Raw genomic sequence first — 13,137 nt, 5'->3', positions numbered from 1 at the left:
CTCAGCGGGCCTAGCCGCCAAGTAGCTGGGCCCCTCCGGGCACCGAGTGAGCAGGCAGCGCCTGGGAGACCAGGTTGGCTGCCACCAGCCCCTCGGCAACCTCCGCCGCCGCGGCGGCATCCTCGCACAGCAGCGCTATGGTGGGCCCCGACCCAGACACCAGCGCGCGCAGCGCCCCCAATTCCCGGGCCGTGGCGTGGATCCGCCGCAGCCGCGGCTCCAAGGACAGCGCCGCCGGCTCCAGCTCATTGCGCATGCTGCGCGCCAACGCATGCACGTCGCCTGCGGCCAGCGCAGCCGCCACCGCATCGGGCGCCGCCGGGCCCGCCGGCTGGTCGCCGCCACGCAGCTCATCGAGTTTGGCAAACACCCGTGGCGTGGACAGCCCCAGGCCAGGCAGTGCGAACACCCAGTGGTACTGCCCACGGGCAAGCATGGGCGTGAGCTTTTCTCCGCGTCCCGTGCCCAGCATCGTGCCGCCCAACAGCGTAAACGGCACGTCCGAGCCCAGCTGCGCCGCCAATTCCAGCAGGCGCCCCTGATCCAATCCCGCCCCCAGCGCCGCATTCGCCGCCACGAGCGCAGCCGCCGCATCCGCGGACCCGCCAGCCATGCCCCCGGCCGTGGGAATTGCCTTGACTATCTCAAGATCAATCGCCGGCACCTCCACCGCCCCGCGCTTGGCCCGAAGATTAGCAGCGATGGCCTCCACCGCGCGGGCCGCCAGGTTGCTGGCGTCGCAGGGCACAGCCGCCGCGTCAAGACCGCTGACCGTCACGGCGCGCACCACCGGCTCGCCCGGCGGGCACGCCTGGGTGTCATCACAGCGCAGCGTGACCTGGTCGGCCAGGCTGAGCGATTGGAAAACCGTAGCCAATTCGTGGAAGCCATCCGGGCGCGCCGGACCCACCCCCAGGTGAAGATTGACTTTGGCGCGGCCCACCGCGCGCACCGTCCGGCTGCCCTCAAGCGGCGCGCCCATCACGCCCCCACCCCGGCCAGCCGAACAAAGTCAGCAACGGAGAGCTTTTCCCCGCGCAGCGTCGGATCGATCTGCGCCTTTCGCAGCGCCTCCTCTGCCGCCGCGCCGGAGCCGAAGGTGCCCGCGAGCGCGGCGCGCAGGGTCTTGCGGCGCTGGGCAAAGGCGGCGTCGATAAGCGGGAACACGCGCGACCGGGTGGCCTCATCGACCGGCCACGGGGCAGCCCCCGGGGCAAAGCGGTCCACGCGCACCAGCCCCGAGTCAATGCGCGGGGCAGGCCAAAACACGTTCTTCCCAATGGCACCTGCCCGGCTGACCTTGCCATAGAAGCTCGCCTTTACCGACGGAACACCATAGACCTTTGAGCCCGCGGGGGCTGCCAGGCGGTCAGCGACCTCCGCCTGCACCATCACCAGCACGCGCCGCAAGGACGGAAACGTGGCCAAGAAATGCAGCAGCACCGGAACCGAGACGTTGTAGGGAAGGTTGGCCACCAGCGCGGTCGGCGCCCCCACCTCGTCGGCCCCCACCGCCAACGCGTCCGCCTGCACCACCCGCAGCCGCTCGGCGAAGTCCGGCGCCCGCCACTGCACCGTGCGCGGCAGCCGCTGCGCCAGGCGCGGATCGATCTCCACGGCGGTGACCTGCTCGACGGTATCCAGCAGCGCCAGGGTCAACGACCCAAGGCCAGGGCCGACCTCGACCACGTGGTCGGAAGGATCCAGCTCGGCTGCGCCCACAATGCGGCGCACCGTATTGGGGTCATGCACAAAGTTCTGCCCCCACTTTTTGGTGGGCGTGACATCAAGCTCACCAGCAAGGGCCCGAATCTCAACGGGCCCCAACAGCTGGGCGGCCGGGGTGTGCTCACGATGATCCATAGCTTCCGAATCTACCTGGCACACCCAGCCCGGCTAGCGCATACCCATCCGGGAGGTACACGCCGGCCACGCCCCCCACCCCTGGGAGGCCTGCACGCGCTCCGCGACGGCGATCTGCTGCTCACGGGTGGCCTGGTGGGCCTCCGGGGCGTACTCGGTGCCCCCATACGCGGCCCAGGTCGACGGGGTGAACTGCAACCCACCGGAGAAGCCGTTGCCGGTGTTGGTCGACCAGTTTCCTCCCGACTCACACTGCGCCAGCGAGTCCCACACGCTGCCATCGGCTACCGCAGGGGCGCTCGCGCCGGTGTTGCCGCTAGAGGACAGCTCGGAAGAGGAAGAAGACCGCTCCACCTTGGTGCCCTGGGCGATGACACGCGCGACCGGGGCCTTCTTCTCCGACTCCCGGATGACGGTGTTCTCCCGCTCCTTGCCGTTGACGGTAACGATGTGCCGGACGATCTCCCGAATGCCGTCCTCGCCCTCTTCGACGACTCTTTCCTCCCCGACCAACAGGTCCGGGTCATCGACGTAGTCCACCGGCGCCTCGATGGGCTCGGAGTCCGTGCGATCCAGCTTTTCAATCCGCTCGATGGCAATGCGTGCCCCAGGCTTGAGCGCATCCTTCAGTGCCGGGGTGACCTTGTCATCCTTGCCCACCGTGATGCCGCGCTGCTTGAGTACGTCGCCGACGGTGCGTGCCGCGATGGAGGTAAACAGCACCTTGCCGCCATCGTCGATGGAGATGATCTTCGGCGAGGTCACCTCGATGGTCATGCCGTCTTTGAGCCGGGCGGCGCCGTCCTCGGTCAGGGTGGAGCCCGGGTTGATCTGCGGCAGTTCATTGACCAGGTCGCTGACCGTCGTGGCGGTGGTGGTCAGGTCGTGGGGGGTGCCATCGATAATCACCGCCACCGGCTTGGCGGTTTGCACCCGCACGGTGGTGGACTTGCCCAGCTTCTCGCTCGGCGCCGGGGAGACCAGGTCATGCTCCCCGATGGTCACGCCGGCGTCATTGAGCGCGCCGGCAATATCCGTGGCAAGGGTGGTCAGCTCGGTCGCCTCACCGTTGACCTCCACGGTCACCTGCTTTTGCATCCCCGCAACCACCACGCCGCCGGCAACAACGCTGGCAAGCACACCGCCGGTGGCCAGCCGTAGCGGCAAGGAGCGCGAGTCATTGATCCGGTCGATTTTGGTAATCCGGGTGTGAGACATAGGCAAGATTCTCGAACTTCCTCTTGAAACTTTCTCAGTCGTGGGCTCCGGTGGCACGTGGTGGGGCAAAGGATGCCCGCGTGGCAGGCCCTGTCAGCCGCCTGGCGCACACCCTCGGCCACCGCTCACAATGCGCATAACAATACGGTAACAACACGGGCTTGTCGAGTAGTTTTCTTCCCGGCGCTCCCCCGCCGCTCCCCCGCCGCGAACCCAATGCATGCAGTGATAGTCCTGTGCGGGCTGGTGCGCTCACTCCAACCCTCACTCCAGCGCCCCCACACGCCCCGGCGCGCACGGCGAGCTACAGATTCAGCCCATAGACGCGGTCAAAGGTTGCCGAGACCTCATCGGCCAACTCCCCCGGATCTTGTCCCCGGGCCGCCGCCACGCAATAGGCGGTGTGCCCAACCAGGGCCGGCTCGTTGCGGCACCCGCGGAACGGCTCCGGGGTCATGTACGGGGCATCCGTCTCAATGAGCAGCTGGCCCGGAGGAACCATCGCGGCGGCCTGGCGCAGGTACTCGTTGCGCTTAAAGGTCACGTTCCCGGCGAAGCTGAGCACATAGCCGCGCTCGATGGCTTGGGCGGCGACGTCGAGAGGCGAAGAAAAGCAGTGCAGGATCACGTGCGGCGGGCGGGGGGCATCGTCGAGGATGTCCAGCAGCTGCGCATCTGCTTCCCGGTTGTGAATCATCAACGCCTTACCGTGCTGGCAGGCCAGGTCGATGTGCCAGCGCAGGGCCTCTTCCTGCATCTCCAGCGGCGCTGTGCGCTCCGGATCATGGCGGATCCAGTAGGTATCCAACCCCGTCTCCCCCACCGCCACGCACCGCGGATCCGCCACCAGCTGCGCTACCCGCTGGCGCGTCGGGGCGTCGAGTTCCCGCGCGCGAGTGGGGTGCACCGCGCACGCCGCATATACTCGCGGATTTTCTTGTGCCGCCGCCAGCGCTGCGGCGGCTTCTTCCACCCCGTCCCCCACGGTGCATAGCTTGTCCACCCCGGCTGCCACGGCGCGATCCACCACCGCAGCCACCTCCTCGGCGGTGCGGGCCCCGCAGGAGGCCAGGTGGGTGTGCGCGTCAACGATTCCCGGCAGCGGCTCGGCTGGAACCGGGTCAGGTTTAGGTTTCTTCTTTGACATGCCCGCAGATTTTAGGCCCGCCCACGCCAGCGCGTCACCTGGGCTCACCGGGCTAGGCTCACAGGGTATGAAGGCTGTAGCAATCTTGGATTCCTTGCCCACCAGTGACCCCGACTGCTTCCACGAGGTCGAGCTTCCTGATCCCACCCCGCGCGACCATGACCTGGTGGTGAAGGTCCACGCGGTGTCCATCAACCCCATCGACGCGAAGGTCCGCAGGCGCAGCGGCCCGCAGGATAGCCCCAAGGTGCTGGGCTTTGATGCGGTGGGAACCGTGGTGGCCCGCGGCAGCAAGGCCCGCTTCTTCGACTGCGGCGACCGGGTCTTCTACTCCGGGGATATCACCCGCCAGGGGTCGAACGCCGAGCTCCAGCTCATCGATGAGCGCCTGGCCGCACGCGCGCCGCGTTCGCTTTCCGACGCCGCGGCAGCCACCGTCCCGCTCACCGCACTGACCGCCTGGGAATGCCTCTTCGACCGGCTGTGTATCCCCACCGATCAGCCCCACGGACGCCTGCTCATCCTCGGCGGGGCCGGCGGGGTTCCTACCCTGGCGCTGGGGTTGGCCCGCGCGCTTACCCAGCTGCCTCACGTGGTGGCCACTGCCTCGCGCCCGGAGTCCCACGAGTGGGTGCGCGAGCGCGGCGCCACCGCCGTCATTGACCACTCTCGCCGCCTCGATGAGCAGCTCGACGCCCACAGCGTTGACTGGGTACTTTCCACCCATACCTCTGGGCGTGCGGCCGAGCTTGCCGCGATCATGGCTCCCCAGTCGCACCTGGTGCTCATCGACGACCCCACCGACTTCGACCTCGCGGCCTTCAAGCAAAAGTCCATCGCGGTGCACTGGGAGTCCATGTTCACCCGCTCGATGTTCGCCACCCCAGACTTGGCCCGCCAAGGAGAGATCCTGGGCCGGGTGTCCTCGCTTCTCGACGCCGCCACCCTCACCGCCCCCGTCACCCGCACCCTCGAGGGGCTGTCCGCACGCACCCTGCGCGAGGCACACCGCCTCATTGAGGAGGATCGCACGGTGGGCAAGATCGCCATCGACTTCGGGGCCGGCGTGTGACCCGCAGCCTGTGGGACCTAGCCGCCACCCTGCGCGGACACACCTGGGTGGACTTAAGCCACCAGTTTGCCGCTGGCCAGCCGCGCTACCCCACCGACCCAGATCAGGACACCGAGCTGTGGACCAGCGTGGCCGCCGATGGCGCCCTGGTGTGGCGGTATCGGTTGATCGGGCAGTGGGGCACCCACGTCGACGCGCCCGTGCATTTTCACCCCGGCGCGCGCACCCTCGGAGAGATTCCCGCCGCCGAATGCGTCGCGCCGCTGGCGTTTGTGGACTTCTCCGCGCAGGCCGCCGCGGATCCGGACGCACTGGTCACCGCGGAGACGCTGGTCGAGTGGGAGCGCGCCCATGGGCGCGTCCCGGCGGGCAGCTTCGTGGCGCTGCACACCGGCTGGGCGGCGCGCTGGGACGGGGACATGCACAATGATTTCCACTACCCGGGCTGGTCGGTGACGGCGCTGCGGCTTCTTCACGAGCGCGGGGTGTGCGCCATCGGCCACGACGTCACCGACGCCGACGGCGGGCGCGCCGTCGCCCGCGGGCAGCTGCCCGCCCAATCCTGGTGGCTGGGCCAGGACCACTGGATGATTGAGAGCCTGACCAACCTGGATCGGGTTCCTGCCACCGGCGCGCTGGTGGTGGCCAGCTGGCCGGTGCCTGCCGGGCAGGCCTCGGGTTTTCCCGCCCGGGTTGTGGCCTGCCTGCCGTGACGCTGGCGGGTGGGCTAGCCTTGCCCCATGGACTTCCAGATACGGCCGACTGCGCAGGCGGATCTGCCCGCCATCGTGGGCATCCGCAACGAGGCGATCGCCACCACTCTCGCGCTGTGGACCGACGAGCCCGGCGACCTGGCCGAGCGCACGGCCTGGTTGCGCGACCATGAGGCCGCCGGCCTGCCGGTGCTATCTGCGGTCGCCGACAAGGAGGTGCTCGGCTTTGGCTGTTTGAGCAGCTTCCGAGGCCTGCCAGGGTATGCCGCCACCGCGGAAGACTCCATCTACGTGGCCAGCGCCGCGCGCGGGCGCGGGGTAGGCAGCGCCCTGCTGGCAGCGCTTATCGACGCCGCCGCCCACCGCAACCTGCACACCGTCATCGCTGCGATCGAGGCCGGCAACGGGGCGTCGATAAGCATGCACCGGCGCGCCGGGTTTACCTCGGTGGGAACTCTGCGGCAGGTGGGCCGCAAGCGCGGCCAGTGGCTGGACCTGACCTACCTGCAGCTTCTGGTCTAGCTGGCCGGGTGCACCGGCGCCCACTCGGGGCCCGTCTCCCCCAGCTCAGGATCCAGCTTGGCAATCAGCGGCTTGGGCTTGGCCAGGGTGGTTCCCGGTTCAACGTCGATGCGCTGCCAGCGCGCCTGCTGCTCGGCATAGTCGCCGGTGATGATCGGGTAGGTCTGCCCCTCGGCGGGCAGGCCCACGCCGACCAGGTTGACGGGCATGTCATCGGTGACATCCTCAATGCGCGGGCGCGCCGCCCACACCCCGGTACGCCCCAGGGTCTCATGGACCGCCTGGGCCGTGTGCGGGAGGTAAGGGGTGAGCATGACGTTGCAGTCAGAAACCACCTGCAGGGCCGTCCACAGCACCGTGGCCAGGCGCTCCCGCAAGGCCGGATCCTTGGCCAGCTTCCACGGCTCCTGCGCCGCAATGTAGGCGTTCGCCTCACCGACGACATGCATGACCGCGGTGATGCCCGCCTTAAATTTGGACTCCGCGAGCAACCCGCCCACCTCATCCATGGTGTCTGCGGCCAGCGCCAGGATCTCCTCGTCCGCAGGCTGCAACGCCGCGGGCGCGGGAACCTCCCCGAAGTTCTTGTAGGCCATAGACACCGTCCGGTTGACCAGGTTGCCCCAGCCGTTGGCCAGCTCATTGTTCACCCGGCGCACGAACTCGTCCCAGGTGAAGTCCGTGTCCGTGTTCTCCGGGCCGGCCACCGCGATGAAGTAGCGCAGCGGGTCGGGCCCGAACTCCCTGAGGAAGTCCTTGACGTAGATGACCACGCCCTTGGAGGAGGAGAACTTCGAGCCGGACATGGTCAGGAACTCAGACGAGACCACCTCGGTGGGCAGGTTGAGCTGACCGTAGGCGTGCAGTCTGCCGCCCTTGTCCCCCTTGCCGGCATAGCCCAGCAGCTCGGCAGGCCAAATCTGGGAGTGGAACGTGATGTTGTCCTTGCCCATGAAGTAGTAGGCGGCCGTATCCGGGTCCTGCCAGAACTTCTTCCAGGCGTCCGGGTCCCCGCTGCGCCAGGCCCACTCGATGGAGGCAGACAGGTAGCCGATCACGGCATCGAACCACACATACAGCTTCTTGGCGTTGTCATTCTCCCAACCATCAACGGGGATGGGCACGCCCCAGTCAATGTCGCGGGTCATCGCCCGCGGGTGCAGGTTGCCCAGCAGGTTCAGGGAGAACTTCAGCACATTGGGCCGCCAGGAATCCCGGGTGCGCAGCCACTTTTCCAGCTCCCCGGCCAGGGCGGGCAGGTCAAGCAGGAAGTGCTCGGTCTCTACAAACTCCGGGGTCTCCCCGTCGATCTTGGATACGGGGCGGATCAGGTCGATGGGGTCGAGCTGGTTGCCGCAGTTATCGCACTGGTCACCCCGCGCCCCGTCCGCCCCGCAGATGGGGCAGGTGCCCTCGATGTAGCGGTCCGGCAGGGTCCGGCCGGTGCTCGGGGACACTGCCCCCTTGGTGGTCTGCTTGATCATGTACCCGTTATCGTGCAGGCCCCGGAACAACTCCTGGACCACCGCGTAGTGGTTGCGGGTGGTGGTGCGGGTGAACAGGTCATAGGACAGGCCCAGGCCCGCAAGGTCCTCCACGATCTGGCGGTTGTAGCGGTCTGCCAACTCCTTGACGGGCACCCCCTCCTTGTCCGCCTGCACCAGCAGCGGGGTGCCGTGCTCGTCCGTGCCGGAGACCATGAGCACGTCCGCGCCCGTCATTCGCTGGTAACGCGCGAAGACATCGGAGGGAACGCCGAAGCCGGCGACGTGTCCGATGTGACGGGGCCCGTTGGCATAGGGCCAGGCAACGGAAACAAGCACAGTCTGGGTCATGGGGACCACCTTAATTTATGCGGGCCCCCACGCCCACCTGCGGGGTCAGTCCCGCGGCACGCGCTGGGATCCAGACCGGGGCCGCGCCTTGCGCGCCTCGTGGCGTTCCCGCCGCCGCGCCTTGAGCGCCTCGCGGCGCAGGTGCTCGTTGTGGATGCGCCGCTCCCGGGCCAGCTTGCGGGCGAAGCGCTGCGTCTCCCGGTAATCCAGGTAGATGACGTCATTGCGCAGGTCCTTGACAATGGCAAACATGAGCACGATGACGATGAACAGGAACGGGGTGGCCATCACGATCGTCGCGTTTTGCAGGTTCGACAGCGCATCGTCCCCGCCGGAGACCAGCAGCGTCAGACCAATAAGGGCGGTGAGCAAGCCCCAGGCGGCAGATACCCACGGCGAGGCGTCTGCCCGGCCGAACTGGGACATCGAACCCATGACCGTGGAGGCCGAATCCGCCGAGGTGATAAAGAAGGTGGCCAGCAAAATGATGGCCACAAACGCCATGATGGAACCTGCCGGCAGCTGGTGGAGGAGGTCAAAGAGCTGCCCCTCGGCAGAGCCGTCACCCCAGATGGAGCGCCCCTCCCGCTCCATGGTGATGGCCGTGCCGCCGAAGGTGGCAAACCACAGCGTGGAGACCCCGGCCGGGACCAGCAACACGCCAATGCAGAACTCGCGGATGGTGCGCCCCCGCGAGATGCGGGCCACGAACATGCCCACGAACGGCGACCAGGACACCCACCAGGCCCAGTAGAAGATGGACCAGCTTGACAGCCACTCGCCGTCCGAGGTCGTGGCCGTGCGCGAGGCCATGGCGAAGAACTCCGAGAGGTATGCCCCGAAGGAACCCGGGATGAGGTTGAGCACCGCGACCGTTGGCCCCAGCACGAAGACAAAGATGGCCAGCACCGCGGCCAGAACCATGTTGGCGTTGGACAGGTACTGGATGCCCTTGCCCACCCCAGAGATCGCCGACAGCAGGAAGCACAGCGTCAGAACAGACACGATGCCCACGATCACCCAGGTGCTGGGATCCGCGATGAGCCCAGAGGCGCGCAGACCGGCACCGATTTGCAGGGCGCCAAGGCCCAGGGAGCAGGCGGTGCCGAACACGGTGGCGATGATGGAGAGCATGTCAATGAGCTGGCCCAACCAGCCCTTGGCCAGCTTCTCGCCGATCAGGGGCGTAAACGCGGAAGAGATCAGCTGGCGTCGCCCGATGCGGAACGTGGAGTAGGCGATGGCCAACCCGACGATGGCGTAGATGGCCCAGGGGTGCAGCGTCCAGTGGAACATGGCCGAGGCCATCGCCGCCCGCACGTCCTCCGGCTGGTGGCCCGGAACCCCGTCGCGATAGAAGGTCAGCGGCTCGGTCGCCCCGTAGAACATCAGGCCGATGCCCATGCCGGCGGCAAACATCATGGCAATCCACGAGGCGGTGCGAAACTCCGGTTCCTCATCCGCGCGCCCCAGCTTGATGGTGCCAAACTTGCTCAGCGCCACCACGATGACAAAAAACACAAAAACCGTGCCAAAAAGCACGTAGGCCCAGCCGAGGTTGTCTACGACGAGCCGCAGGGCCGTGTCCGTGAAGCCGGAGAAGGACTCCGGGGAGACCAGGCCCCACACCACCGCGGCGAGGACGAAGAGCCCGGCGATGGCCACGATCGCCCAGTTGATGCGGTTGGAGTCTGACTCCGCCTCGAGGGTGATTTCCTCCGTGTCATCAAGGTGCTCATTGATCACGGACTGTCCGCGCAGCATCGACACCAGCTGCGAGGTCGCCGACGCGTGCTTGAGCTGATCGGTGACGGTGGTGTAGTCGCGTGCCTCCTGCGCATCGCGCGGCGCGCCCTCCGGTGGGGCATCGGCAGGCAATGGTTGGCCCTGAGGATCAACCTCAGGGGAGTGCGGGGCCTCCTCGGCATGTGAGTCGTGTGGTTCTGTCATAAACATCACCATTCGCTACCACTGCCAATAATTCAAATGAAAACGGGCTGTTTCCCGGAATTATTCAGCGCGAGTTCAGCGCGCCGGCCCGAGTGCCGGGGCGCGCATACCCGCAGCGTGACGGCGGCGGAGCCGACGCTCGCCGGCACCGCCCGCCGCCCTCAATCACAATTTGGTAACAAGATCCGGTTAGTCGCGGCCCGCGCGTGCCTTAAGCACCGCGTCATAGAGCTGGCGGGCCGGCACGCCGGTAGTCGCGGCGACGTCCTTGCACACCGCCTTGAGCCGCTCGCCGGCGGCCACACGCTCCTCAACCACGGGCACCAGCTCCCCGACGCTGCGGTGCTCCGCCCGCGGCGCGCCCTCGATGACCACCGTGATCTCCCCGCGCACCCCCTCGTGCGCCCACGCCGCCAACTCGCCGAGATTTCCGCGGCGAACCTCCTCATACGTCTTGGTTAACTCGCGGCACACCGCCGCCCGCCGCTGCTCCCCCAAGATCTCTGCGGCGACGGCCAGCGTGTCTGCCAACCGGTGCGGCGACTCGAAGAAGCACACCGCCCGGCGCTCCTCGCGCAGCTCGTGCAGCCACGTACGCCGCGCGCCGTCCTTGCGCGGGGCGAAGGCGTCAAAAATAAAGGCGCCCACATTCAGGCCAGAAACGGCCAAGGCCGTAGTCACCGCGGACGGGCCCGGCACGCAGCTGACGGCCACGCCAGCATCATGGGCGGCGGCGACGATGCTCAGCCCAGGATCAGAGACCACCGGCATGCCCGCATCGGTGACCACTGCGACGGTGCCGGTGCGGGCGGCGTCGATAAGCATGCCCACCCGGGACTGCTCATTGTGATCAAAGTTGGACACCACCTTGCCACGCATATCCACCCCGAGCGCCTGGGCCAACGCGCGCGTGCGGCGAGTATCCTCCGCCGCGATGACATCCGCCGTGGCCAACAGCTGCGCCAACCGGGGCCCGGCATCGCCGATATTGCCCAGCGGAGTGCCCGCCACAACCACCCCCCGAGGCGGGGCGGGAAGGTCTGAAGAAAGCTGCGCTGCATCGCTCATACCTGACAGCATGGCACACCGTGTGGACGGACCTTTAGAATCAATCAAGTGATGGACACGACCCACCCGGCGGCGCGGACCCGGCGCAGCCCCGCAGCCCCGCGCTTCTTACGCCCCCAGCCCCGCTCCCCCCGGCGCCTGCCGTGGGCCCGCCCGGACTGGGTAAGCCTGGCAGTCATCGGCGTGCTCGCCGCCGCCACCCGGCTCATCGGGCTGACCAGCGCGACGGCTAAAGGCACCCCGGTCTTCGACGAGAAGCACTACGTCCCGCAGGCCTGGGACATGATGCGCAACTGGGTCAACCCGCTCATCGGCGGCATCGAATCGAACCCCGGCTACGGCCTGGTGGTCCACCCGCCCATGGGCAAAAAGCTCACCGCGGTCTCCGAGGCGCTCTTCGGCTACACCCCCCTGGGCTGGCGGCTCGCCGCAGCGCTGTGCGGCACGGCCCTGGTGCTCGCCATCGTGGCGCTTGCCCGCGACGCCGCACAATCCTGGCAGGTGGGCGCGTTCGCCGGCATCCTGGCCACCTTCGACGGGGTCCTGACCGTGAGCTCGCGCTACGGCATGCTCGACATCTTCCAGGTGCTGTTCATCGTGCTCGCCGCCTGGGCCATCCTGCGCGACCACCTCCAGGTGCGCGACCGCTTCCACCAGGCGTGGCGCGACGGCCTGCTTTCCGCCCCGGCGCACACCACAGCGGCCAGTCTGGGCCCCCGCCTGGGCTACCGGTGGTGGCGCTTCGCCGCCGGGCTGCTCCTCGGGCTGTCCCTGGCCGTCAAGTGGTCCGGCCTGTACTACATCGCGTTCTTTGGGCTGCTCAGTGTCGCCCTGGACCTGATGCTGCGCCGCCGCTACGGGGTCCGCCGCCCCATCCTGGGAACCGCCGCGCGCGATATCGGGCCCGCGCTGGCCTCCCTGGTCCTGGTCCCCATCGCGGTCTACCTGTGGAGCTGGCGCTCCTGGTTTGCCAGCGAAACCTCCATCTACCGGCATTCCCGCTCCGATGGCTCCATCGCCGCCGACAGCCTGCTGCACAAGCTTCCGGAATCCATCGCCGGGTTCATCCACTATCACACCTCGGTGCTCAGCTTCCACGCCTCGCTGACCTCATCGAGCGGGCATCACCACGCCTGGGATTCCAAGCCGTGGTCCTGGCTGGTAGCCGGGCGCCCCATCCTCTATTTCTCCTCCAAGGACATCGACTGCGCCGCCGGGGCGGGCGCCTGCCGTCGCATGATCTTCCTCTTTGGCACCCCGGCAATCTGGTGGCTGACCATCCCGGTGATCCTCTGGGCCGCCTGGCGGCTGCTCGTTCACCGCGATGTGCGCCTGGCGGTGCCGGTGGTTGGGTTCGTCGCCAGCTTCCTGCCCTGGCTGGCGGCCTTCGACCGACAGATGTACTTCTTCTACGCGGCCGCGCTGGTCCCCTTCACCATCGTCATGCTCGCCGTCGCGCTCGGCGACATGGTGGGCCGCGGCCGCCCGATCCAGGTGGGCTGGCTGCGCCGCCTCGCCGGGCCGGCCATGACGTGGCGCACGCTTATGGTCATCAGCTATCTGGCGCTGGTCATCGCCATGTTCTTGTACTTCTCCCCCATCCTGTACGGCTACACCATCACCAACGAGCACTACAACTCCATCATGTGGCTGCCCAGCTGGAAATAGCTTATCGACGCCCCACCTCCCGCGAGCCCCTACCCCGTGCGTGCCGGCTCGCGGCGGCGGGGCGCCGGCTGGGGCCTGCCG

At 67.8% G+C, this 13,137-nt stretch carries 11 protein-coding genes; 4 read left to right on the top strand and 7 right to left on the bottom strand.

All coding sequences use genetic code 11. The features are described from left to right. Nucleotides 1-10: 10 nt before the first annotated feature. The 4 genes from LH390_RS03455 to LH390_RS03440 all read right to left on the bottom strand — a co-directional run bounded on the left by LH390_RS03455 (nt 11) and on the right by LH390_RS03440 (nt 4,228). A complete protein-coding gene (locus LH390_RS03455) occupies nt 11-982 on the bottom strand; it encodes a 4-(cytidine 5'-diphospho)-2-C-methyl-D-erythritol kinase (protein WP_227280575.1) in 972 nt (323 codons plus the stop codon). Further along, a complete protein-coding gene (gene rsmA, locus LH390_RS03450) occupies nt 982-1,863 on the bottom strand; it encodes a 16S rRNA (adenine(1518)-N(6)/adenine(1519)-N(6))-dimethyltransferase RsmA (protein WP_227324366.1) in 882 nt (293 codons plus the stop codon). The genes LH390_RS03455 and rsmA overlap by 1 nt, the downstream gene beginning before the upstream one ends. A 33-nt stretch (nt 1,864-1,896) precedes the next feature. Further along, nucleotides 1,897-3,081, bottom strand: a complete 1,185-nt coding sequence (locus LH390_RS03445) for a resuscitation-promoting factor (protein WP_227280577.1) — start codon at nt 3,079-3,081, stop codon at nt 1,897-1,899. A 304-nt stretch (nt 3,082-3,385) separates the two neighbouring features. Continuing rightward, nucleotides 3,386-4,228 (bottom strand): TatD family hydrolase, encoded by an 843-nt coding sequence (locus tag LH390_RS03440; protein ID WP_227280578.1) that lies wholly within the window; start codon nt 4,226-4,228, stop codon nt 3,386-3,388. 67 nt (nt 4,229-4,295) lie between these two features. Between LH390_RS03440 and LH390_RS03435 the strand changes: the two genes are divergently transcribed. The 3 genes from LH390_RS03435 to LH390_RS03425 are packed head-to-tail and all read left to right on the top strand — an operon-like array spanning nt 4,296 to nt 6,535. Further along, entirely contained in the window at nt 4,296-5,300 is a 1,005-nt protein-coding gene (locus LH390_RS03435) for a zinc-binding alcohol dehydrogenase family protein (RefSeq protein ID WP_227280579.1), read from the top strand. Next, nucleotides 5,297-6,013: a cyclase family protein gene (locus LH390_RS03430; protein WP_227337390.1), complete on the top strand. Its 717-nt coding sequence runs from the start codon at nt 5,297-5,299 to the stop codon at nt 6,011-6,013. Before LH390_RS03435 ends, LH390_RS03430 begins: the two co-directional genes overlap by 4 nt. A 27-nt stretch (nt 6,014-6,040) precedes the next feature. Continuing rightward, on the top strand, nt 6,041-6,535 hold the full coding sequence (locus LH390_RS03425) for a GNAT family N-acetyltransferase (protein WP_227280581.1): 495 nt from the start codon (nt 6,041-6,043) through the stop codon (nt 6,533-6,535). Here the strand turns inward: LH390_RS03425 and metG are convergent. From metG to rsmI, 3 genes are all read right to left on the bottom strand, one after another. Beyond that, complete coding sequence (gene metG / locus LH390_RS03420; RefSeq protein WP_227280582.1) at nt 6,532-8,370, bottom strand: methionine--tRNA ligase; 1,839 nt, start codon at nt 8,368-8,370, stop codon at nt 6,532-6,534. The genes LH390_RS03425 and metG overlap by 4 nt on opposite strands. Before the next feature lie 45 nt (nt 8,371-8,415). Then, nucleotides 8,416-10,320, bottom strand: a complete 1,905-nt coding sequence (locus LH390_RS03415) for a BCCT family transporter (RefSeq protein ID WP_227280583.1) — start codon at nt 10,318-10,320, stop codon at nt 8,416-8,418. A gap of 189 nt (nt 10,321-10,509) precedes the next feature. Further along, the gene (gene rsmI / locus LH390_RS03410) at nt 10,510-11,388 is read right to left on the bottom strand and encodes a 16S rRNA (cytidine(1402)-2'-O)-methyltransferase (protein ID WP_227280584.1); all 879 of its coding nucleotides are present in this window, start codon (nt 11,386-11,388) and stop codon (nt 10,510-10,512) included. A 51-nt stretch (nt 11,389-11,439) separates the two neighbouring features. On the opposite strand from rsmI, the gene LH390_RS03405 reads away from it, so the two are divergent. Continuing rightward, entirely contained in the window at nt 11,440-13,056 is a 1,617-nt protein-coding gene (locus tag LH390_RS03405) for a dolichyl-phosphate-mannose--protein mannosyltransferase (protein WP_227282639.1), read from the top strand. Nucleotides 13,057-13,137 lie beyond the last annotated feature (81 nt).

The organism is Corynebacterium uberis (assembly GCF_020616335.1).
Taxonomy (GTDB): Bacteria; Actinomycetota; Actinomycetes; order Mycobacteriales; family Mycobacteriaceae; genus Corynebacterium; species Corynebacterium uberis.
This window is presented reverse-complemented; position numbering and strand designations above follow the sequence as displayed.

What these genes read in the sequence shown, in the direction of transcription:
- LH390_RS03425 (WP_227280581.1), top strand. Translation starts at nt 6,041, where the DNA reads ATGGACTTCCAGATACGGCCGACTGCGCAGGCGGATCTGCCCGCCATC.
- rsmA (WP_227324366.1), bottom strand. Translation starts at nt 1,863, where the DNA reads ATGGATCATCGTGAGCACACCCCGGCCGCCCAGCTGTTGGGGCCCGTT.
- LH390_RS03440 (WP_227280578.1), bottom strand. Translation starts at nt 4,228, where the DNA reads ATGTCAAAGAAGAAACCTAAACCTGACCCGGTTCCAGCCGAGCCGCTG.
- LH390_RS03455 (WP_227280575.1), bottom strand. Translation starts at nt 982, where the DNA reads ATGGGCGCGCCGCTTGAGGGCAGCCGGACGGTGCGCGCGGTGGGCCGC.
- LH390_RS03405 (WP_227282639.1), top strand. Translation starts at nt 11,440, where the DNA reads ATGGACACGACCCACCCGGCGGCGCGGACCCGGCGCAGCCCCGCAGCC.
- rsmI (WP_227280584.1), bottom strand. Translation starts at nt 11,388, where the DNA reads ATGAGCGATGCAGCGCAGCTTTCTTCAGACCTTCCCGCCCCGCCTCGG.
- metG (WP_227280582.1), bottom strand. Translation starts at nt 8,370, where the DNA reads ATGACCCAGACTGTGCTTGTTTCCGTTGCCTGGCCCTATGCCAACGGG.
- LH390_RS03415 (WP_227280583.1), bottom strand. Translation starts at nt 10,320, where the DNA reads ATGACAGAACCACACGACTCACATGCCGAGGAGGCCCCGCACTCCCCT.
- LH390_RS03435 (WP_227280579.1), top strand. Translation starts at nt 4,296, where the DNA reads ATGAAGGCTGTAGCAATCTTGGATTCCTTGCCCACCAGTGACCCCGAC.
- LH390_RS03445 (WP_227280577.1), bottom strand. Translation starts at nt 3,081, where the DNA reads ATGTCTCACACCCGGATTACCAAAATCGACCGGATCAATGACTCGCGC.